This window comes from Wolbachia endosymbiont (group A) of Cydia splendana (assembly GCF_947179475.1).
GTDB lineage: Bacteria > Pseudomonadota > Alphaproteobacteria > Rickettsiales > Anaplasmataceae > Wolbachia > Wolbachia pipientis.
Genome location: NZ_CAMXBP010000001.1, coordinates 1,077,225 through 1,097,854, shown reverse-complemented (window position 1 = coordinate 1,097,854; position 20,630 = coordinate 1,077,225). Strand labels below are relative to the sequence as shown.

18 protein-coding genes, 2 tRNA genes and 4 pseudogenes are annotated in these 20,630 nt (G+C 34.1%); 8 read left to right on the top strand and 16 right to left on the bottom strand.

What is annotated here, in order from left to right:
* Positions 1–244: 244 nt before the first annotated feature.
* A complete protein-coding gene (locus OM961_RS05595) occupies positions 245–1,711 on the bottom strand; it encodes an IS4 family transposase (RefSeq protein ID WP_264339584.1) in 1,467 nt (488 codons plus the stop codon).
* A 489-nt stretch (positions 1,712–2,200) separates the two neighbouring features.
* Here OM961_RS05595 and OM961_RS05590 point away from each other — a divergent pair, with 489 nt between their 5' ends.
* The 3 genes and pseudogenes from OM961_RS05590 (at position 2,201) to OM961_RS05570 (ending at position 4,689) form a co-directional block, all read left to right on the top strand.
* Complete coding sequence (locus OM961_RS05590; RefSeq protein ID WP_264339562.1) at positions 2,201–3,397, top strand: phosphoglycerate kinase; 1,197 nt, start codon at positions 2,201–2,203, stop codon at positions 3,395–3,397.
* Positions 3,398–3,446: 49 nt separating this feature from the next.
* Positions 3,447–4,241 (top strand): annotated as a pseudogene (locus OM961_RS07715) (EndoU domain-containing protein).
* Positions 4,242–4,338: 97 nt separating this feature from the next.
* Positions 4,339–4,689: a diacylglycerol kinase gene (locus OM961_RS05570; protein WP_151807638.1), complete on the top strand. Its 351-nt coding sequence runs from the start codon at positions 4,339–4,341 to the stop codon at positions 4,687–4,689.
* A gap of 11 nt (positions 4,690–4,700) precedes the next feature.
* Here OM961_RS05570 and OM961_RS05565 read toward each other — a convergent pair whose 3' ends face one another.
* Positions 4,701–5,645 (bottom strand): RluA family pseudouridine synthase, encoded by a 945-nt coding sequence (locus OM961_RS05565; RefSeq protein ID WP_182309806.1) that lies wholly within the window; start codon positions 5,643–5,645, stop codon positions 4,701–4,703.
* Positions 5,636–6,565: a hypothetical protein gene (locus OM961_RS05560; protein WP_264339559.1), complete on the bottom strand. Its 930-nt coding sequence runs from the start codon at positions 6,563–6,565 to the stop codon at positions 5,636–5,638. Before OM961_RS05560 ends, OM961_RS05565 begins: the two co-directional genes overlap by 10 nt.
* A 171-nt stretch (positions 6,566–6,736) precedes the next feature.
* On the opposite strand from OM961_RS05560, the gene OM961_RS05555 reads away from it, so the two are divergent.
* Positions 6,737–8,203 carry an IS4 family transposase gene (locus tag OM961_RS05555; protein WP_264339584.1) on the top strand — a complete coding sequence of 489 codons (1,467 nt, stop codon included), beginning with the start codon at positions 6,737–6,739 and terminating at the stop codon, positions 8,201–8,203.
* A gap of 168 nt (positions 8,204–8,371) precedes the next feature.
* On the opposite strand, the gene OM961_RS05550 is transcribed toward OM961_RS05555, so the two are convergent.
* The 4 genes and pseudogenes from OM961_RS05550 to OM961_RS05525 form a co-directional block, all read right to left on the bottom strand.
* The gene (locus OM961_RS05550; RefSeq protein WP_264339558.1) at positions 8,372–9,139 is read right to left on the bottom strand and encodes a hypothetical protein; all 768 of its coding nucleotides are present in this window, start codon (positions 9,137–9,139) and stop codon (positions 8,372–8,374) included.
* A 61-nt stretch (positions 9,140–9,200) separates the two neighbouring features.
* On the bottom strand, positions 9,201–10,880 hold the full coding sequence (locus OM961_RS05545) for a ComEC/Rec2 family competence protein (protein WP_264339604.1): 1,680 nt from the start codon (positions 10,878–10,880) through the stop codon (positions 9,201–9,203).
* Positions 10,881–10,933: 53 nt separating this feature from the next.
* Positions 10,934–11,874 (bottom strand): annotated as a pseudogene (locus OM961_RS07710) (IS5 family transposase).
* A gap of 85 nt (positions 11,875–11,959) precedes the next feature.
* A pseudogene (locus tag OM961_RS05525) lies at positions 11,960–12,436 on the bottom strand (ComEC/Rec2 family competence protein); the annotation flags it as partial.
* Positions 12,437–12,498: 62 nt separating this feature from the next.
* On the opposite strand from OM961_RS05525, the gene OM961_RS05520 reads away from it, so the two are divergent.
* A tRNA-Met gene (locus OM961_RS05520) sits at positions 12,499–12,575 on the top strand.
* Between the two features lie 3 nt (positions 12,576–12,578).
* Here the strand turns inward: OM961_RS05520 and pdxH are convergent.
* The gene (gene pdxH / locus OM961_RS05515; RefSeq protein ID WP_022626142.1) at positions 12,579–13,172 is read right to left on the bottom strand and encodes a pyridoxamine 5'-phosphate oxidase; all 594 of its coding nucleotides are present in this window, start codon (positions 13,170–13,172) and stop codon (positions 12,579–12,581) included.
* A 16-nt stretch (positions 13,173–13,188) separates the two neighbouring features.
* Positions 13,189–14,004 (bottom strand): bifunctional DNA-formamidopyrimidine glycosylase/DNA-(apurinic or apyrimidinic site) lyase, encoded by an 816-nt coding sequence (gene mutM, locus OM961_RS05510; RefSeq protein WP_015589411.1) that lies wholly within the window; start codon positions 14,002–14,004, stop codon positions 13,189–13,191.
* Positions 14,005–14,251: 247 nt separating this feature from the next.
* Here mutM and OM961_RS05505 point away from each other — a divergent pair.
* Positions 14,252–14,324, top strand: a tRNA-Thr gene (locus OM961_RS05505).
* Between the two features lie 53 nt (positions 14,325–14,377).
* Here OM961_RS05505 and OM961_RS05500 read toward each other — a convergent pair.
* From OM961_RS05500 to OM961_RS05485, 4 genes are all read right to left on the bottom strand, one after another.
* Positions 14,378–15,904 (bottom strand): acyl-CoA carboxylase subunit beta, encoded by a 1,527-nt coding sequence (locus OM961_RS05500; RefSeq protein WP_264339556.1) that lies wholly within the window; start codon positions 15,902–15,904, stop codon positions 14,378–14,380.
* A 107-nt stretch (positions 15,905–16,011) separates the two neighbouring features.
* Entirely contained in the window at positions 16,012–16,314 is a 303-nt protein-coding gene (locus OM961_RS05495; RefSeq protein ID WP_264339555.1) for a hypothetical protein, read from the bottom strand.
* Positions 16,315–16,338: 24 nt separating this feature from the next.
* Positions 16,339–16,695 (bottom strand): hypothetical protein, encoded by a 357-nt coding sequence (locus OM961_RS05490; RefSeq protein ID WP_227738564.1) that lies wholly within the window; start codon positions 16,693–16,695, stop codon positions 16,339–16,341.
* A gap of 32 nt (positions 16,696–16,727) precedes the next feature.
* A complete protein-coding gene (locus OM961_RS05485; protein ID WP_255324782.1) occupies positions 16,728–16,862 on the bottom strand; it encodes a hypothetical protein in 135 nt (44 codons plus the stop codon).
* Between the two features lie 154 nt (positions 16,863–17,016).
* Between OM961_RS05485 and OM961_RS05480 the strand changes: the two are divergent.
* Positions 17,017–18,150, top strand: a pseudogene (locus OM961_RS05480) (transposase).
* Between the two features lie 23 nt (positions 18,151–18,173).
* Positions 18,174–18,323: a hypothetical protein gene (locus OM961_RS05475; protein WP_264339554.1), complete on the top strand. Its 150-nt coding sequence runs from the start codon at positions 18,174–18,176 to the stop codon at positions 18,321–18,323.
* Positions 18,324–18,339: 16 nt separating this feature from the next.
* Here OM961_RS05475 and OM961_RS05470 read toward each other — a convergent pair whose 3' ends face one another.
* From OM961_RS05470 to OM961_RS05460, 3 genes are all read right to left on the bottom strand, one after another.
* Positions 18,340–19,590 (bottom strand): citrate synthase, encoded by a 1,251-nt coding sequence (locus tag OM961_RS05470; RefSeq protein ID WP_015589409.1) that lies wholly within the window; start codon positions 19,588–19,590, stop codon positions 18,340–18,342.
* An 80-nt stretch (positions 19,591–19,670) separates the two neighbouring features.
* Positions 19,671–19,940: a 30S ribosomal protein S20 gene (gene rpsT / locus OM961_RS05465; RefSeq protein ID WP_012673338.1), complete on the bottom strand. Its 270-nt coding sequence runs from the start codon at positions 19,938–19,940 to the stop codon at positions 19,671–19,673.
* 51 nt (positions 19,941–19,991) lie between these two features.
* The gene (locus tag OM961_RS05460; RefSeq protein WP_010081980.1) at positions 19,992–20,579 is read right to left on the bottom strand and encodes a lysophospholipid acyltransferase family protein; all 588 of its coding nucleotides are present in this window, start codon (positions 20,577–20,579) and stop codon (positions 19,992–19,994) included.
* Positions 20,580–20,630 lie beyond the last annotated feature (51 nt).

Here is a 20,630-nt window from a genome sequence, read left to right as displayed (position 1 = left end):
TTTAGTAAATTTCTTAAACATTTATGACTAAAGGTTAGTTGCATTAAAAAGCAGCTAAATCGCGGTTATTAAGCGTTTAGAATAAAAAAACGCCATACTTGAAAGTATAATGTAAGTAATTAGCCAACCACGGGGCTTCTTTTGCCTTTTTTTCTGTTTAGTAAATTTCTTAAATATTTATGGCTAAATGACAATCGTCATCCCTGTAAAGGTCAAGTATCCCGCTACGTGTTAGCGCTTACTATTACCCACAAGTATAAAATTCATGAGCAAGTTTCCATCCTTCTGCTAAATCAAAGAGACGTTTCCATCCCTTCCACAAAGCTATAGGGCCTGGTTCTAAGTCATTTTTGCGAGCTAAAAACCCTCCTAACTTGGCCACCCACCTCACAATTTCTCTTATAGGTGGTGGTGTCTCAGGATAGTTTTTTGTCTTAAGCATTTTGGTATATAAAACCTTCCATTCGTCGTCAGTCAGTATGAAAGTGCAAGAAAGATTTGGATTTGTTCTAGCTACTAGTGTGATAAAAAATATTCTCCATGCAATTATACTCATTATTGTAAGAAAGCGGATTAATCTATCTGCTGCTTGGAGCCTACATTCTTCAACTTTAAGACCAGATTTCAAAATTTTATGAAAAACCTCTATTCTCCATCTTAAGCAATACCATTGTATTTTTTCTACTGCTTCTTCAAAATTATTAATATTTATATTTGTCAACAAAATCCAGTTCACAGGCTCTTCGCCAAATGGGGGGTATTTTTCTATAGCATAGACAGCATTTAAACTTAAATTAGGAAGTTTTTGGGTTTTACGTCTAGCGTTATTTTTTGATGCATTCATCACAAAGTTGCTAAACTTTACTTCTAAAACTGTTGTTCTTTGAGGTTTATCATTGCGAGCAGGAATATTCACTTGTATTTCTCCTTGACAAGACATGCGATTCATCAGATCCCACAACCTTTCACCACCTTTTTCAGAATAAGTCGACTTCTTATTTATTGTTCTGTTTTGATTTCCTCTTACTACAAAAAGAGATTGATTAGTGGAAGCAACTTCAAATAAATCATACATATCTGCTTCTCTGTCACAGACGGTAACTACCTTGATATCCTTTAATCCAGGATGATTAGTAGAATATTTAAGTGATTCTATCCACCGTATGCTTTCTTTCTCTTCTATGGGAACAGCAGTATTATGGCTTCTTCTTTTCAACTCTTTTAGGTCTTCAGCTAAGGAGGGTCTAGTACTAATTTTTTGATCCAATAATCCTATAGGCAGTCCTTCTGTTGTAACTGCAAACGTTGTATGCATCACTAATCCATGTGTTTTAAAATTAGTTGTTTTAGATGTTAATCTTGCTGCTATAATCCCTAATCCTTCGGTCTTTTTATGATTTTTATATGAGATATAACTCGTGTCTTGGATAGCTAAGATAGTTGAGTATTCTTTAGCTCTTTCAACAGTTTTAATTATATGACTTTCTAATATCTTTCTCTCAGAAATGGCATCGTTTTGGAAAAATCTATAAGCTGCTTTACTTTGATGCCAATCTTCACAAGCTTGATTTATTGAACGCTCAGGCGATTCAGCAAAACTATTAACTATTTTTAGAAGCCTTTTACTTAATCTTATATCACCAAAATTAACAATTCCAAATTCACTTTCTGCCCATTCGCCAGTTGAAGTATTTATAGTTCTTTTCATCATATATTCCATTTTTAGACCATAGATCCATTTATAATAGAAAGTTGAATTAGTAAAATATCAGCTTTTTTACTATTTATATACTTATGGGTAATAGTAAGGGTTAGAAGCTTACTATTACCCACAAATATAAATGTTTGTTGCATAGCTCTTAATGGCATAACTTTTGCTTGAAATAACTGTTTATATGGTGCAATTTACAGCTTTTAGTTGCTAAAATTATAACTCTTAGTTTAATAATTTTAATCTAATAAGCTTTCAGGTTAATAAAATTAAATTATTTGAGTAAATACAATACTATGTTTTTATTTGTGGGTAATAGTAAGGTGTTAGCGGCTAAGAGATACCCGGCGGTATGACGGTTCGTGATGGCATGACGATAAGGTTCCAGTGTCAAGCGTTTGGCATGCAAATTTCCTTAAACGTTCGTAAGCTTAAAACTTTACTTTAGATCAAACTGCTGTATAGTGACTTTATAGCTTCAATTTTGTAATGAATATACCTAGTATAGAAAATTGTGATCTTCACAATAAAACCGTCTTACTCAGAGTTGACTTCAATGTTCCTATAAAAGATGGAGAAATTCGTGACGTCACTCGTATTTTGAGAGCATTGCCTACTATTCACTATTTAGTGAATGCGAGTGCAAAGATTATTATTATATCACATTTCGGACGCCCAAAGGCCAGAGACAATAATCTGTCGCTAAAAAATGTAATTGACACTTTATCGCAGTTACTAAATAAAAAAGTGAAATTTATTGACGATTGCGTTGGTGAAAAAGTACAAAGAGCAGTAAGTGTTATGGATGCAGGAGATATAATATTACTAGAGAATCTAAGATTTTATGAAGGGGAAAAGGAGAATGATGCAAACTTTGCCAGACAATTAGCATCTCTAGTGGATATATATGTAAATGATGCATTTTCTTGCTCTCACAGAGCTCACGCTTCTATTTCACGCATTACAGAATTTTTACCTTCCTATGCAGGATTTTGCTTGCAAGATGAGCTAAAGTATCTTGAAAAAGCTGTATCGTTTAAAGCTAAACCTATTACTGCGATAGTTGGGGGAGCTAAAATATCAACTAAAATAAAAGTGCTTATGAAGCTAACAGAAAAGGTTAATTACCTAGTTCTAGGTGGTGCAATAGCCAATAATTTTTTGTCATTTAGCAAAGTAAATATAGGGAAATCTTTCTTTCAAAATGGTGTTGACGACCTTCTACATAATATTGTTGAAACAGCAAATAAAAACAATTGCAAAATAGTTGTGCCAGAAGACGTTCTGGTTGCAGTAAACTCTGATTACAGCACTAGTATTTCAAGAAGAACTGAGTCCATTTTGGACGGTGATATAATTTTGGATATCGGACCACAAACTTTGAGTACAATAAGCAGTATAATAGCAAGCAGTAAGACTCTGCTGTGGAATGGACCTATTGGTGTTTTTGAACATTCAGCTTTTGCAAGCGGTACAATAGGGGTAATGAAAATCGTAAGTGACTTAACGCACAAAGGAAAGTTAACCAGCATAATAGGGGGAGGCGATAGTCTATCTGCAATAAGCGCTGCAGGCCTTACCGATAAGGATTTTACATATGTTTCCACTGGTGGAGGAGCATTTTTAGATTGGTTAAGTGGCGATGAAATGCCGGGAGTTGCTGCTCTGCAAAAACGATTAGATTAAAACTTTTTTAAATTATTTCTTATAGGCTAGCTTTTTTGTGAACGTGATTATGTCGAAGACAGTTAAACTAATTTTGTGTTTAATAATACCAATAATAGGATTTATTTTTTATATTAAGGATCATTATTTTCACACCGGCTATGTAGAAGAAAATGTTGAAGTCAATCTTGAACCATTTTTCAGTTCACAACCAGCCACCGTTTCAGAATTAACTGACTTCGATAGAGGAGTGTTGAAAGTTTGTGGAGATTGGGGAGCACATCCAGATAAAGAAGATTTCAAAATTTTACTTAGTTGTCCGCAGCATCAAGAAGTAGTGAAAGGAATATATAAGTGATTACGCCAGATGCGGATTTGGAGTTACTTAAAGATGAACTGGCTAACATTTGGTTTACAAATAGTGGAAGTGAAAAAGAAACTATAGGGTTTGGACATATTTTTTGTGGTGAGCCAAACGATAAACTAGGTGGTATGCATTTTGTAGGTAGATATGTTGAAGCTCAAGAAGATAAATGGGCAGGTGCAATTTGGAATGATAAGTCCCTATGCAATAAATCAGATATTAAGCCGCCAGTTTATACATTTGGAATGAAATATTTAGGTAAGGATGGGGAAGTGAAAGTTAAATGCCCAAATGGATACGCATATAACCTTCATGCCGATAATTTCTGCAACTAAGGCGTTTAAGGAATTAGGAAAAGATGGAATGTGTCTATATGAAATGGAAGATGACGATTATCAATCAGTGTTTGTAAGAAAGAATGATGCTATACTCACGTTCTATCCTGACTTAACACCAAAATGTGATGATAAGAGTACTTATTGTAGTTGCGGTAAATCTTAATTTTAAAACCAATAGGGTGAACAAATGATAAAAATGCTATAGGGTGTAGCAAATCCAAATAAGTTAAAATTTTGATTAAAGGGTTTTGTGAATAATAATGAAGAAGGGCATTATTCGTCTAATAAAAGCAATTCAATACTCTTGTGAAGGAATAAAATCAGCTTTTATATCAGAAATTGCGTTCAGACAGGAGTTACTGCTTTTTATAGTATGTGTCTCAATTTTGTTTGTTTTGGATGTAAGTAATCTAGAACGTGCAGTAATGATAAGCAGTCTATTCCTGGTGTTAATTGTGGAAATTGTTAACACTGCTTTTGAAACGACAATTGAGCGTATTTCCAGTGAACAACACATACTTTCAAAAAAGGTGAAAGATCTAGGTAGTGCAGCAGTTTTTCTTTCATTAATTAACTTCCTGATAACATGGATGATAATATTGACAGGTTAATACGAATGTTATTAAGATATGTTGTCAAACTCACCAATTAAAGTTTTTATATCTTGCGGTAAATCAGAGACAAATTCCATGTATCCCTTACTTTTGGGGTGATATAAGCCCAGTGTATAAGCATGTAGTGCTTGTCTATTGAAATTACGAATAAAACTAGAGTTTTTAGCATATTTTGTGCTTTTACTACTATTTTTCCCATAAACTTGATCACCAACTATAGAATGTCCTATGTGGCTCATGTGGACTCGAATTTGGTGCGTTCTACCTGTTTCTAAAGTGCATTTAACGAGGCTTGCTTGTCCTATAACTTTCTCTACTGAGTAATGAGTGATTGCTAATTTGCCCGTTGTTTTTGTAACACACATCATTTCTTTATTACCACGCTTTGGAGCAATGTTAGTTTCTATAGTTCCCTGCTGGGAAGATAATGTTCCCCAAACTACTGCTAAGTATTCCCGCTTTATTTTGCGATTCGATAACAATTCAGACAAAAAACTATGGGCTGCTTCATTTTTTGCAATTACCATTAGCCCACTAGTATCTTTATCGAGTCTATGAACAATTCCTGGTCTTACATTAAGGTGAGCGATAACTGCGTTCAAAAGCGTATCATTGTTTGTCCCAGCACCTGGGTGCACTGTTAATCCACTTTGTTTACTCAGAACTATAATGTCTTCATCTTCATAGACGATATTAAGTTTTATGTCATAATTAGGCTCAATTGATGTGGATATGTCAGGTTGAACGAGATGCACCACATACTCTTCATCTGGTTTTACTATGTAGTCATTATTAATTATCGGTGTGCCAAGTAATTTCACCTGCTCATTTTGTATCAATCTTTGCGCTTTGCTGCGTGATATGTTGCATTTTTCAGCTATATAGGTGTCTAACCTTAATTTCTCTTTATCATTATTAACACTTAAGGTTATTATTGAGTGATCTATAGTGATTTACCCCGCGCCATTTCCCATGCTGCTTGAACATTTGGGTCTGTAAACATTGTTGCACTAGACTCAATTTGCAGATCACCTTGTTTTTTAATATGGCAAATTGTTTGAGAGCCATCTTTCCAGTGGATTGTAACTTTATTATCAAAATCTCGTAATGTTGCCTCAACCTTTTTTTCTTTATTATCTTTTTCTTCCAGCTTAATAGATTCTAATAAATAATATAGAAAGTCACTTGGTTTGCCGTTGATTTTTTCTTTCCATTCATCTGTTTTTTCTTGTTCAGATTTTTTTTGCTCTAACTTTTCCTTCTTTTGCTGCAGCTTATTTTGTTCTGCTTCCAGCTCTAACTTTCTAACTGTGTCACGTAGTTCTTTGACTTTATTTTCTAATACTAATAATTTATTAGTATTATTTCCATTGTTAGCTTCTAAATCAGGCGTACTTGGTTGAGCTTGCTTCTTTTTTATTTCTTCTAATTCATTCCTTACTACGTTTAATTGCTCCTTCAATTCCGTTTTTTCCTCTTCTGTATCCTCTTTTAACTTTTTTAGCATGCTAAGGAACTCGTTATTATTAGACTGCGTAGTTGATTGAAGCCAGCCTACAAAGCGGCTTGGTTCAAATCGTTCAATTTTATCTTCAGCAATTTTAATAGCATTCTCTAACCTAGAAAAAGTACCTTCAATATCTAGTGAATGTGCTTTTTTTGTCAATTCTTTAGTGTTGTTTAAAACTTCTGAAATTTCTGCATGTAGCCAATCTAAATCTTTTTTGATGTCTTCTCTGATTTTTTTTAGGTGATCAAGCGTTTCTTTAATGTTAATATTTGCAGGCTTTAAAAGACTATTATCAAGTAAATCGCAAGCTTTTTTAAGGTTACTGTCAAATGAGTTGCAAAGCGGACTAAGTAGTTTTTTCATTAGAGATATTAGTTCATTTTCCCTTTTACCAAGCTTATTTTCTACTACTGATACAACCATGCCCTTTCCAGACCTTACTATTACCCATAAGTATATAAATAGTAAAAAAGCTGATATTTTACTAATTCAACTTTCTATTATAAATGGATCTATGGTCTAAAAATGGAATATATGATGAAAAGAACTATAAATACTTCAACTGGCGAATGGGCAGAAAGTGAATTTGGAATTGTTAATTTTGGTGATATAAGATTAAGTAAAAGGCTTCTAAAAATAGTTAATAGTTTTGCTGAATCGCCTGAGCGTTCAATAAATCAAGCTTGTGAAGATTGGCATCAAAGTAAAGCAGCTTATAGATTTTTCCAAAACGATGCCATTTCTGAGAGAAAGATATTAGAAAGTCATATAATTAAAACTGTTGAAAGAGCTAAAGAATACTCAACTATCTTAGCTATCCAAGACACGAGTTATATCTCATATAAAAATCATAAAAAGACCGAAGGATTAGGGATTATAGCAGCAAGATTAACATCTAAAACAACTAATTTTAAAACACATGGATTAGTGATGCATACAACGTTTGCAGTTACAACAGAAGGACTGCCTATAGGATTATTGGATCAAAAAATTAGTACTAGACCCTCCTTAGCTGAAGACCTAAAAGAGTTGAAAAGAAGAAGCCATAATACTGCTGTTCCCATAGAAGAGAAAGAAAGCATACGGTGGATAGAATCACTTAAATATTCTACTAATCATCCTGGATTAAAGGATATCAAGGTAGTTACCGTCTGTGACAGAGAAGCAGATATGTATGATTTATTTGAAGTTGCTTCCACTAATCAATCTCTTTTTGTAGTAAGAGGAAATCAAAACAGAACAATAAATAAGAAGTCGACTTATTCTGAAAAAGGTGGTGAAAGGTTGTGGGATCTGATGAATCGCATGTCTTGTCAAGGAGAAATACAAGTGAATATTCCTGCTCGCAATGATAAACCTCAAAGAACAACAGTTTTAGAAGTAAAGTTTAGCAACTTTGTGATGAATGCATCAAAAAATAACGCTAGACGTAAAACCCAAAAACTTCCTAATTTAAGTTTAAATGCTGTCTATGCTATAGAAAAATACCCCCCATTTGGCGAAGAGCCTGTGAACTGGATTTTGTTGACAAATATAAATATTAATAATTTTGAAGAAGCAGTAGAAAAAATACAATGGTATTGCTTAAGATGGAGAATAGAGGTTTTTCATAAAATTTTGAAATCTGGTCTTAAAGTTGAAGAATGTAGGCTCCAAGCAGCAGATAGATTAATCCGCTTTCTTACAATAATGAGTATAATTGCATGGAGAATATTTTTTATCACACTAGTAGCTAGAACAAATCCAAATCTTTCTTGCACTTTCATACTGACTGACGACGAATGGAAGGTTTTATATACCAAAATGCTTAAGACAAAAAACTATCCTGAGACACCACCACCTATAAGAGAAATTGTGAGGTGGGTGGCCAAGTTAGGAGGGTTTTTAGCTCGCAAAAATGACTTAGAACCAGGCCCTATAGCTTTGTGGAAGGGATGGAAACGTCTCTTTGATTTAGCAGAAGGATGGAAACTTGCTCATGAATTTTATACTTGTGGGTAATAGTAAGGTTTTGAAGCTTACTATTACCCACAAATAAAAACATAATATTGTATTTACTCAAATAATTTAATTTTATTAACCTGAAAGCTTATTAGATTAAAATTATTAAACTAAGAGTTATAATTTTAGCAACTAAAAGCTGTAAATTGCACCATATAAACAGTTATTTCAAGCAAAAGTTATGCCATTAAGAGCTATGCAACAAACATTTATATTTGTGGGTAATAGTAAGTTTCCAGACCAGTATGGAAATAGAAGACCTAAAGAACTGTGTTTTCTAATAGTATGATTTTCATGATCCACGCTATTACTTATTAGATTGCTAAGTGTTGATATGATGCATAAAAGAATAGCGACTAATAAAGCTATTAATATTATTGGAGCATTAATGGATTGTGATATTGCTGAAACTACTATAATAGTACCAAATACATATGATCCAGTAAACAAGAGAATCCTATTTCTATTTTCTGCTTCTATATCTTCTAGTATTTCTCTCTGCGTCTTAGAATTTGGTAAAACTATTGAAAGCTTTTTCCTCTTACGATCTAAATTTGTTACAATTTCAATTTTTTTAGCTTCTTGAGCAATCTGGCTGTACTGTTCATCAACTTGATAGTTTCCTATTTTTTTATCTATTTCATTCTCTTTTATTTTTTGTGTATTTATAAAGTTTATAACAGCAGTAAATAAGAGAACTATAAGAGGAATAAAGGCAAGAGGTGCTGGCGTGAACGCAAACCCAGCAATACTTACTGTAACAGGCTGAATAGAAAAGGCAGCAAATGCTATAAGAGTAGCAATGGTACTTGCTATCGATATAGTACCAGAATACTTTCTTATAGAGCTCAAAATTCTACTGGGCTGGTCAGAAAGTTTTCTAAATCCTAAAAAATCAAAATAGTCTTTGAAAGGATCTTTAGTGTCTGTAACCATAACATTTTTCTAGTTTAAACTTATTTAGGTATACATTAACCAAACCTTAAAATCAAGTTTCTTAATTTTTCAACATGTGCCAAGGCCTATTGGAGCGCACTGTATTAATCTTTACGTAACGATTTGTTAACCAAACAGAATGTGTGCCATACGTTTCTAGATCAGCATGTTTAATAATTTTAGCGTTGCAAGCTGAATAGTCGAATTCACTTAATTGAATTATCAGATCAACACTATTACAGTTTCTCAAGATATCTTCTTTTTTATAAGCAAGCAGTACTGATTGATTATTTCCTTTATTATATATACAGCCATACTTTAGTCTTTTATCTGGATTGCTATATTTTGTATGATTCAAAATTTGGTTCTGTCCGTTTTGCTTTGCCCACGTTTTGATAACAAAATTTCTGCTTTTTCTAGTGAGAGAATATAGTAAGTTATCACTCTCCTTTGCAGCAACATTATCAGCATTTATTAGGATGTCGGGGGTTTTATATGCAGCGCTAAAGCAAATACCTAGTACAATAAAAAAAAATCCCAAAAAACGCCAATTTCTTTCCCACAAGCACAGCCACAATAACCCAAATGTTATTATAATAATTGATGAGGCAGGAAAAGTACGAATGGGAATAACCAAATACTGAAGACTAGCGATAGCGTTTGTTATATACAAAATGCTGTCAATTGGGCGCTCTATAAATGGCGCTATAATCCATTCAATACCTAAAGGAATCAATAAGACATAAATTATTCCAAGTGGAATAATAATTAATGTAACTATTGGTATAGCAACTAAATTTGTGATAATGCCACTAATTGAAAAATAATTAAAATTATATATCGTATACGGAACAGTTGCTAAACTTGCTATTACTGAGCTGATCATTATCGACACAAAATATTTCATTATTTTTATTTTGAATAATTTATTAGCATTAATTTGATAACTGGCAACCAGTGCCAAAACAGCAGAAAATGACATCTGAAAGCCTGGCTTTAAAATTGCTTCAGGTTCTATGATAAGTATCACTGCAGCAGCAAACGCAATTGCTATTAACCCTCGATATTTTCTCTCTATCATTATTGCAACGAGTACTAAAATCACCATGATGTAGGCACGCTGAGCAGAAATTTGCATACCGGTAATCAACAAATAAAACGTGGTTGGCAAGATAGTAAGGAATGCAGATATTTTCTTGGTGTTATACTTAAGAGTCAAAGTTTCAGATATTGCGAATAAATTACGAAACACTACAAAAAACAGACCAGCAACGAATGATAAATGCAAACCAGATATGGCAAACAAATGTGCTATACCTGAATCTCGTATCGCGTCCATAGTTTTTTGATCTATGCCATCTTTTTTACCGATCAGTAATGCAGAGATTATATCCGCATGTGGTTTCTTGATATTTTGCTGCAGGTTTTCATAAATGTATTGACGGAAAGATTCTATATATTCTTGAAATTTCCTTGCTTCAGCCTTTTTGTGCAGGACTATTTTGCTTGTTGCAAAGCCTGTTGCACTTATTTTCTGGTAATATGCTATTCTTGCAAAATCGTATGCATACTCCGAGGGCGCAATCTTTAGAGGGAAGAGTTTTGCTGATAATTTTACTTGATCGCCTATTTTAATGCCTTTTTCCACTTTGGTTCTAACTGATATTCTGATGTTATCTAGAGCTCTATCCGGTGTCATTCCAGCGCGTGACGCTGGAATCCATATCTTTTTTTTCTGGATCCCAGTAGGCTTTGTTGCATCGCTCTTCGGATAGTAGGTAACGCACAATAAATTTATGAAGCTATCTCAAATTTAGCCATACCAATATCAGTGAACTTATTGAGCAAATAGCATTTAACAAGTAGTTCCTTCTCTCTATTTGTCTCAGATTTATTCCTAAAACTAAACCCGAATGTTTGTTTCAGTCGCGAGAAAAAACTTTCTATATAAGATCTTTTTCCGTAGTTTGTTTGCCTTTTCCACCTCTTCATTCCATCTTCGCTGCATGATTTTATTAGTCTAATTGCAGCATTTCTCTCAGCCATATAGTCTAACTTTGGATGCTCTGCTGCGTTGTTTTTCGGAGGAATTTTCGTTTTTATACCATATTGATTACACAGCTTATAGAGCTTTTCTCTGTCATATGCCCTATCTGCATATAGTACTTTTATGACATACTGAAAATCGACTTCTTTTAGCAAATCACAAGCTCCATAGTGATCAGCCGTTACTGTATTTTACAGCTATGGCTTTTTTGCTGTTTGTATTCAACATTACATGCAATTTTCTTGTCTGTTCATAGCTGCGATACTTTCTATCTTCGCTATTTTCTTTGCTATGACCAGGAGTGTTGTTGTATATACTAATTCCTGTACTGTCTATAGCAATTTCGATATCTTCCATATTATTTTCTGCAATCATTGATCTTAATATTGAGTTTCTTAAACCTTCTTGATGATTGTGAATAGCTGATAACTTGCAAATTTTTCCCAATTTGCTCAAGGTATCCTGCTATAAACCCAACTGTTTGCCTCAGGCCTATTCTAAATAAACAAGTTATTATGTGCACCAAAATTACAACTTTATCGCTATAAATATTGTTGCCACCTGGTATTTTTGGACCATTCTCGTACCACTTTTCTATGGCTTCGTTGATATAATGAAAAATATTTCCTCTTTTTTCTAGAAATTTGTTATATTCGCTATGGTTACTGACCCTCATTTTTTGTGGCATATTTTTTCTTTCAAGGTTAAATGGCTATTTTATAATGAATTTTGTCAGTAGCCACCAGATTTTTTCAGTTGCTATGCAACAAAGCCATCCCAGTATCAAGTACTGGGATGACAAAAGGGGGCGCTGGGATGACAGGAGAGGATTTTGAGATAGTAGGGGATTTTTCAACAGAAAGTAGAAATTGTTTATATGAGCCCCTGTCGTTAATATCCTTCACTGTGGCAACGATATCTTTTACATATCTCTCTTTATCAAGAATTTGAGTATCAACTAAAGCTGTTCTTAATTTACTAGCTGTAAATCCTATGAGCACTGCAATTAAAGCGATACACAATATCGCGTACCTTTTATACAATATTGCAATCAAAATTAGTGTGGGTAAAAGCAAAAGAAAAATAGATATGCAGCTTGGTTCAAAACTTAGGGAAAAATAGGTTAGAATTCCTACACACTGAAAAACACGAAACCACAGTATCAAGTTATATTGTTCATTGCGCAGATTGTTACGTATATAACTAACTATTATGTCAAGAAAAGTTAATAAGTGTGTCGATATTTGCATGTGGTGAAATTTTATTTTTCTTTTTTCATTATTTGTATATATAATAACTAAATAAGCAACGACGCGGGATGGAGCAGCTCGGTAGCTCGTCAGGCTCATAACCTGAAGGTCGTAGGTTCAAATCCTACTCCCGCAACCATTTTTAAGGATATAGTTGTTCCACTTTCCAATCGCTTCCCTCAACAAGAGTGTATCTAAATCTAATATGCTTCCTATATTCACCTTCTTGCCAAAATTCAATTACTTTTGGGATTACGCAAAATCCCACCCAAAAATCAGGACGAGAAACTTGTGTATTATGAAATTCTTTTTCCTTCAATTTTATAGCTTGCTCAAAATCTTGCCAATCTTTCAGAATGCTCGATTGTTTTGAGCACCATGCGCTAATTTGACTACCCAGCGCTCGAGAAGAGAAGTATTTGTCAGTTCTTTCATCGTTTAGAAGTTTAACCTCTCCTTCAATTCGCACTTGCCTAGCAAATTCTATCCAATGAAACACTAACGCAGCTTTGGGGTTCTCAGTCAATTCTTTCCCTTTTTTACTGTTTACGTTAGTGAAAAACACAAAACCTTCTTTGCTATATTCCTTTAGTAATACCACTCTTGCAGATGGAATACAGTCTTTGCTACAAGTTGCTAGCGTCATTGCAGTTGGTTGTTCACACGGAGAATTAAGTACTGCTTTGTACCACTTTGAAAACAAATCAAATGGATCTTTTTCAAGTGAAAATATCATATCAAAAAATAAAATCTTAATTCTGGCACGCGTTGCAAAAATAAGTGCTACGGCCATTTTGTCGTATAAGTGTTATGATATTATTGCAAATCTTGCAAGGTTTTTGAACTTTACCATATACGTAAAAGTTATTTTGAAAGTATCCAGCAGATCCAGATGGCTGTGCATAATCTTTCAGTGTTGAACCGCCTGCAGCAATTGCATCACTCAGAGTATTTTTTATTTCAGCAGCAAGTTTTTCGCACTCTCTATAGGTCAAGTTTTTTGCTGACCTGAGTGGTGATATACAGGCTCTAAACAAGCTCTCAGAAGCATATATGTTGCCTACGCCAACTATTGATTTATTGTCCATTAACGCTGATTTGATATTCACTTTTTTGTTTTTCAGCAACTCCTGTAAATAGTCTCCACTGAATTCATCCGTGAGGGGCTCTATTCCAAAATCGCTAAAAAAATCCGTTTCTTGTTCTTTATTTAAAACGATAACTAATCCAAATCTTCTTGGGTCATTAAAAATTATTGAAGTATTGTCAGAAAATAAAAATACCACGTGATCATGCTTATTCCGCATTTGATCGTGGTCAGCATATATAAGCTTTCCGCTCATGCCAAGATGTATGATTACAGCCACACTACCATCTGTATTCCAGATGGTATACTTACCTCTACGCTTGATGTTGCGTATGACTTTGCCCTTTAGCATATCATCAATATTTTTTGTTATTGGGGCACGTAAATTCCAATTATTCACTATAACATTACTGATTTGCTTGTTTTTAATTTTATCAAGCAAAAAATTAGAGATTACTTCCACTTCCGGTAGTTCTGGCATGATACCTCCTTCAAAACTTAAGTTTCTGATGGTAATTTTGTCGTTCTCAAATACATTCGAGTATTCTGCGGTGCTTTCTCCTAAAAATTCCTCACCACAAACGAGTTTTGAAAGGGTTCTCTGTCTACTCTGTTGCTGCTTTTTTCTTTTCAAAATATTTTGCTTTAAAGCTTTCGCTAATCTTTTTTTCTCCTCTTCTTTTTCCTTATTCTTTTTTGTGTTATTCATTATCATAATATATAAACTTGCCGTTGTAGCTCAGGTGGTAGAGTACGTCATTGGTAATGACGAGGTCCCAAGTTCGAGTCTTGGTAACGGCACACTGATTATACTTATAATATTGCATAACTTGTAAGCAAGGCTTAGAAGAAAGTTACAGAGGTAAGTTGTCATGCTTTTTCCATATCCTTTCTACCTTCTTGTTTTTGAGTAGCTCTAATGCTTTACAAAAGTGATACCTTGTTTTACTTGGCACTATAATGTCATCAATGTATCCATATGATGCAGCAAAAAATGGGTTAGCAAATTTTTCTTTATATTCTTTAATTAACGTTTGCTGATCTTTTTCGTGTCGAAATATAATCTCAACTGCACTTTCAGGGCCCATCACAGCTATTTCAGCAGTTGGCCAGGCATAATTTATATCACCTTTTAGATGTTTCGAATTCATAACAATGTATGCACCACCATACGCTTTTCTAGTGATAAGGCTAATTTTCGGCACGGTCGCTTCAGCGTAAGCGTAAAGCAGTTTCGCTCCGTGTTGTATTATATTATTGTATTCTTGATTTGTACCCGGCAAAAATCCTGGAACATCAATAAGTGTGATGATCGGAATGTTAAATGCGTCACAAAACCTTACAAACCTCGCAGCTTTTCTTGAAGAATCAATATCCAAACATCCTGCAAGGTGCATAGGTTGATTTGCAACAATACCGACAGTATTTCCTCCAATTCTACCAAAACCAGTTATGATATTACGAGCAAAATCAGGTTTCAGTTCAAAGAAATTCCTTTCATCACAAACTTTTTCAATGAGTTCATACATATCATAAGGAGTATTAGGATTGGTAGGAATTAGAGTGTTTAAGGATTCATCAATGTCGTCAACATCATTACAGATTGGTGCAGATTTTGGTGATTCTTGATTATTTGCTGGTAAGAAAGTAAAGAATTTACGCATTTTTAGCAGCATTTCAACATCATTATTGAATGCAAAATCCGCTACTCCTGTTTTGCTTGTATGAATTTTTGCTCCACCGAGGTCTTCGAAACTTACATCTTCGTAGGTAACCTTTTTTACTACATCTGGCCCGGTTATAAACATATATGAACTGTTTTTCACCATGAAAGTAAAGTCAGTTAATGCTGGGGAATAAACTGCACCTCCTGCACATGGGCCCATAATTAAAGAAATTTGTGGTATAACACCTGATGCATTTACGTTTCTTTGAAAAATTTCTCCATAACCAGCAAGGGAATTTACTCCTTCCTGAATTCTGGCTCCACCAGAGTCATTTAGTCCGATAATTGGAACCCTGGCATTAATTGCCATATCCATAATTTTGCATATTTTTTTTGCATGTGACGCACCAAGTGATCCACCAAAGACAGTAAAATCCTGAGAATAAACAAAAACTTTTCTGCCATAAATAGTACCATGACCAATCACTACCCCATCACCTAAAAAATTAGCATTTTGCATGCCAAAATCATTTGCATGATGTTTTACGAATTTATCGTATTCTGCAAAAGAACTTTCATCGAGCAATATACTGAGCCTTTCTCTAGCAGTTAATTTCCCTTTTTCATGTTGTTTGGTAATCCTGTCAGAACCGCCTCCTTTTTCAGCTTCTAGTGCTTTGGTTTTTAGATTTTCTAGTATTTTAAAGTCTTGCATACAATAAAGTAGTTTTCAAATTAGTTGTAGACTTTATTAAGTTTACAAACCCTACTAACTATACACATACACTATTGCTATATGCAACAATGTATGTATGATAATTGTTAATGCTCTGGTGATTCATGGTCACTACTTTGAAAATGTTGCGATGTGTCAACACTTTTCATATTAGAAAGAGGTGGAATAACTGCACTGCTTTTCGTTTGTGCAAAACTTTTAGCAGCTTCAACAACCTTGCTTATACGAGGTTCTTTTTCTAGCTCTTTTAGGTACTTTGAGAAGATTTCACAACTTTTGTCATCCATATGTACCATTATTTTACCAAAACTTTCAGCTTTTTCAGAAGATAAAATCATTTCGATCTTTTCATCGCCTACCCTAAAGGTCATTTTTACTTTGCCTTGCATATCATGATATTGCCAGCTTTTTATTCAGATTAGATTATCTCCTTCTCCTATTCGCAATGCACCATATTCTAAGTCCTTAAATTCCGGGGAGTTCATAAATTTTGCAGGAGTGATCACACTTTTTTCTGGACACTGTACATAATAAAATTTATTATCTCTTTCTACTACAATTTCTTTTTTTTTGTCATTTTCAATACTATCACTTACAATTTGTTTTAGACGTGACAAATATTCGCCGCGTTCTTTCAGTATATCTTCTGGCAATAATCTCCGAACTTCTTGGCTCACATCAGTGCCTGTTGAAACTAGATTAAACATTTCTAACATAAGAGGCCGTAGTTTTTCTTTTCCAGTCTCAGTAACATTTTTATCTTGCTCCATGAGGTGGTATAAGATCAGTATCGAATAATCTATTATTGATGACTTTTTTCTCCTTGGAATACATCAACACTGAACATGACCTTGTGCTTTTTTGCATCGTCTATAGATTTTTGAAGTCTCTTTGCTATGTTTTCGATAGCTTCATCATTAGGTAAGTGTTCAGGCAATGGCGTCAACTTAAGGAAAAATATCAGCGATAGTGTATAAAATTTCTCTCTAAATTTTTTATCATTAAATTATCCAAAGAGTGCAAGGGACAGCACTTTTGTTTCTGTTTTATTTCAACAAAGAAGTCTAAAATGTGTCCTTTTTAGGTGAAATATGCAAAAAGGAAAAAACCTTATTCTACAAATTAAAAATATAATATACTCGAAAACTTTTCAGAAAATCCATTGTGTTGAGTTTTACACGAACAAGCTTTTTCGACAGTATTTTCTATGATTTTAAAGTTAGTTAAAAAAAGTTTGGGAATAGAATGTGAACTTATGGAGCCATTGACATGTACCCTCAAAGCAAGCTTTTTCTAAAGCAAGGTATAAGATTTGCCATACAGGCTCAAGAATTTAAGCATCCAAACAGCCTATCAGGATGAACCTGAGTTGGAGAGGCTATAGACTTATTGCAGCAGATGGTTCTGGTATGAGATTACCCAGCTCTGGGGAAATTGTATCCGAGTTTGAACCAAATGGAACAACAGGCACCATTGGCAATTTGTTTGTTGATTTGTGTACTTCATTGATTTGCAGTGCTCGTCTTGCAGCTTGGAATATAGGTGAACAAACGTTGGCGGCAGAGCAATTACCCGAAGTTATCACTCAAATGCGTTTATTAAATCAAGAGAAATTATTATTTATCTATGATCGTCTTCAGTAAAATTCATTCAGCAGCATTATGATTTGGAAGTAGATTTTATTTTTTGCTTGCAAAAAAGAAATTATAGTAAGCTATGGGAACGCTGGCGAATTAGATTTTGATTTTATATTAGAAAATGAAAAGCTAAAAAATAAAATGAAAGGACAGAAAGTAAGAGTTATAGTGCTGACATTAGCCAACTGAGAAACAGAGTTTTTGACCGAGACTTTGGAGCAAAGCTTATGTGTTAAGGTGGCACATAGAGGAGTGCTATAAACGACTCAAAGTAGGAGCAGAGTTAGAGAATTTTTCTGGAGAGGCTGTATTACAAGAATTTTGGGCAAACTTGGTCATGTGCAATATATTATCGCTTCATATATGTGATGCACAAGGGCCTTGGAACCCAGATCAAATTACTGAGTATCGTTTAAATTTTTCAGTTTTATTTGGTGTAATGAGGCAGAAACTCTATCAGGTACTTATTGCGCCAAAAAACTTTCAAGCCCTTTTTAAGTATACGCGCTAAAGTTAAAATCCGACCGGGACAGCCGCAATAAAGTAGATAAGCCTAAACGCCATCATGTCTTTAGGAGAGTTTGCTAATGAAAGTTCTTAAGTTGACGCCATTGGCTAAACGGATACGGAATGACACCATCCTTTTTTCTGGATTCCAGACTGGAATGACACCTCTGGACACTTCCGTTGTAAAGGAACCAGTGTCAGCTACTCGGATGACACCTTTTTTCTACTTAGTTTGGGTTATGCAAGAAGTCTAATGAAGTGAAAATAAATTTATTTACCAAAATAGAGTTGCCTTGGTCTACAGATCTTAGTTTCTTTATCATTTATCATTTCATACCACTGAGTAACCCAACCAGTGGTTCTTGCAAGTGCAAAAATAGGCGTGAACATATTTGAGGGGATATCAATAGCATTCATTATTATACCTGAGTAAAAATCAACATTTGGATATAACTTACGCACGATAAAATATTCATCCTTTAAAGCTATTTCTTCAAGTTTTTTTGCAATTTTAAGCAGTTCATTATTTTGTTCTAGTTTACTTAGAACCTCATGGCAAGCGCCTTTCAATATACGCGCGCGCGGATCATAATTTTTATAAACACGATGTCCAAATCCCATCAATTTAAATGGATCTTTATCATCTTTAGCTTTTTCGATGAATTTATCTATATCTCCACTTTGCTCTATCTCTTTTAGCATATTTATAACTGCCTCATTAGCTCCACCATGTGCTGGTCCCCAAAGTGTAGCAACTCCTGCAGAGAGGCTTGCAAACAGATTAGAACCAGCCGATCCCACCAATCTGACAGCCGCCGTAGAAGCATTCTGTTCATGATCAGCATGGAGAGTAAATATTTTATCCAGAGCTTTTGCAAAAAGGGCGCTTTTATCATTATCAACAGCATCGCCAAATATCATCTTTAAGAAATTTTCACTGTAACTTAATTCATTGTTAGCATTTATGAATTCCTGATTGTTGATATGCCTATAAATCATTGCAATAATTGTGGAAACTTGCGCTATTGCAGAAATTCCAAAATCTAGGTCTTCACCATTGACATTGTTGCCATGCTTTTCATGATAAGATGCTGACAAACTTGCAAAACATGCAACTAAGATTGACATAGGGTGAGCAGTTTTTGGAAATGCTTTAATTACATTTGTAACTTGCTCTGATACTTTGGATGATTCTTGTATTTTGAGAAGAAATTTTTTGTGTTGCTCTGAACTGGGTAATTCACCATAGAGCAATAAATAAATCACAGCAGTAAAATTATTATTCTCTGCCAAATCAGCTATATTATGTCCCCTATATTTAAGAACTCCTTCATCTCCATCAATGAATGTAATTGTAGAAGAGCATGAAGCTGTAGAAACAAACCCTGGATCGTAAGTGAATAATCCTGTCATCTTATATAAATCCTTGATATTTAACACATCAGGACCTGTTGTTCCGCTTAATACAGGTAGCTCGATTTTTAATCCATTACTTAGTTCTAATAGCACTTTTTTATCCATCACTTAAGCTACTTAAATTTTATACAGAATATACAAACTGAGGAGTATATATTAATACAGTTAACTTTACATTAACCGTATTAAGCGGTCATCAATGCTTTTACTTTTGCATTTAAGCGACTTATTTTACGCGCAGCAGTATTCCTATGAATAACACCTTTATTCACACACTTGTGTAAATTAGATTCAGCATTCCGAAATGCCAGAACAACATTTTCTTTGTCGCCAGACTTGATTATATCAACCAATTTTCTAATAGAGGTGCGAGTTTTACTTTTCCGCATCTTATTTATTAAAGTGCGCTTTGCTATTACCTTTATCATTTTTTTAGCACTCTTATGATTTGCCATATATTAATACCTAAAATACTGTACTTTTCTTTTAATTATAAAGTTTTTTTGTTAATTTGCAATATCAGTTTTTCCTATGGTTAATCTACTGCTTCTCTCTTCAATAATTTTTTCTAAACTTTGCAAGAATTCATTTTTGTTTAACCCAGGATATATTGGGGGCAATATTTCTATTACTGCCTTTCCGGGATTCTTTCTCAGAGAAAGTATGCTTTTTGGCCAAAACAAACCAGTGTTTAAAGCAACCGGTAACACAGGAACAGATAATACGCTATATAAAGCAGCAATACCTGGTTGATATTTTATATTTTGGTTTATAGTTGTTCTTGTACCTTCAGGAAATATTATTATGCTTCTATTTTCTTTTATACGCATTTTTGCTAGTTTGATTATATGGCGTATAGAACTGATACCATCTGAACGGTTAATAAAAATCATTTTCAGCGCTATAAGATGCAAACCAATGAATGGAATCCATTTCAATTCACGTTTTAAAATAAAAACCGCTTTTCTAAATAGTAGTATAAAAATAAATGTTTCAAATGGAGATTGGTGTTTAGATGCAATGATAAAAGGTTGCTTAGGGATGTTTTCCATTCCCCTCACTTCATATTTAATGCCACATAATAAACGCAGCATGAATAATACAACTCTCACCGAACAGACGAGGAAAATGGTTATTACACACTC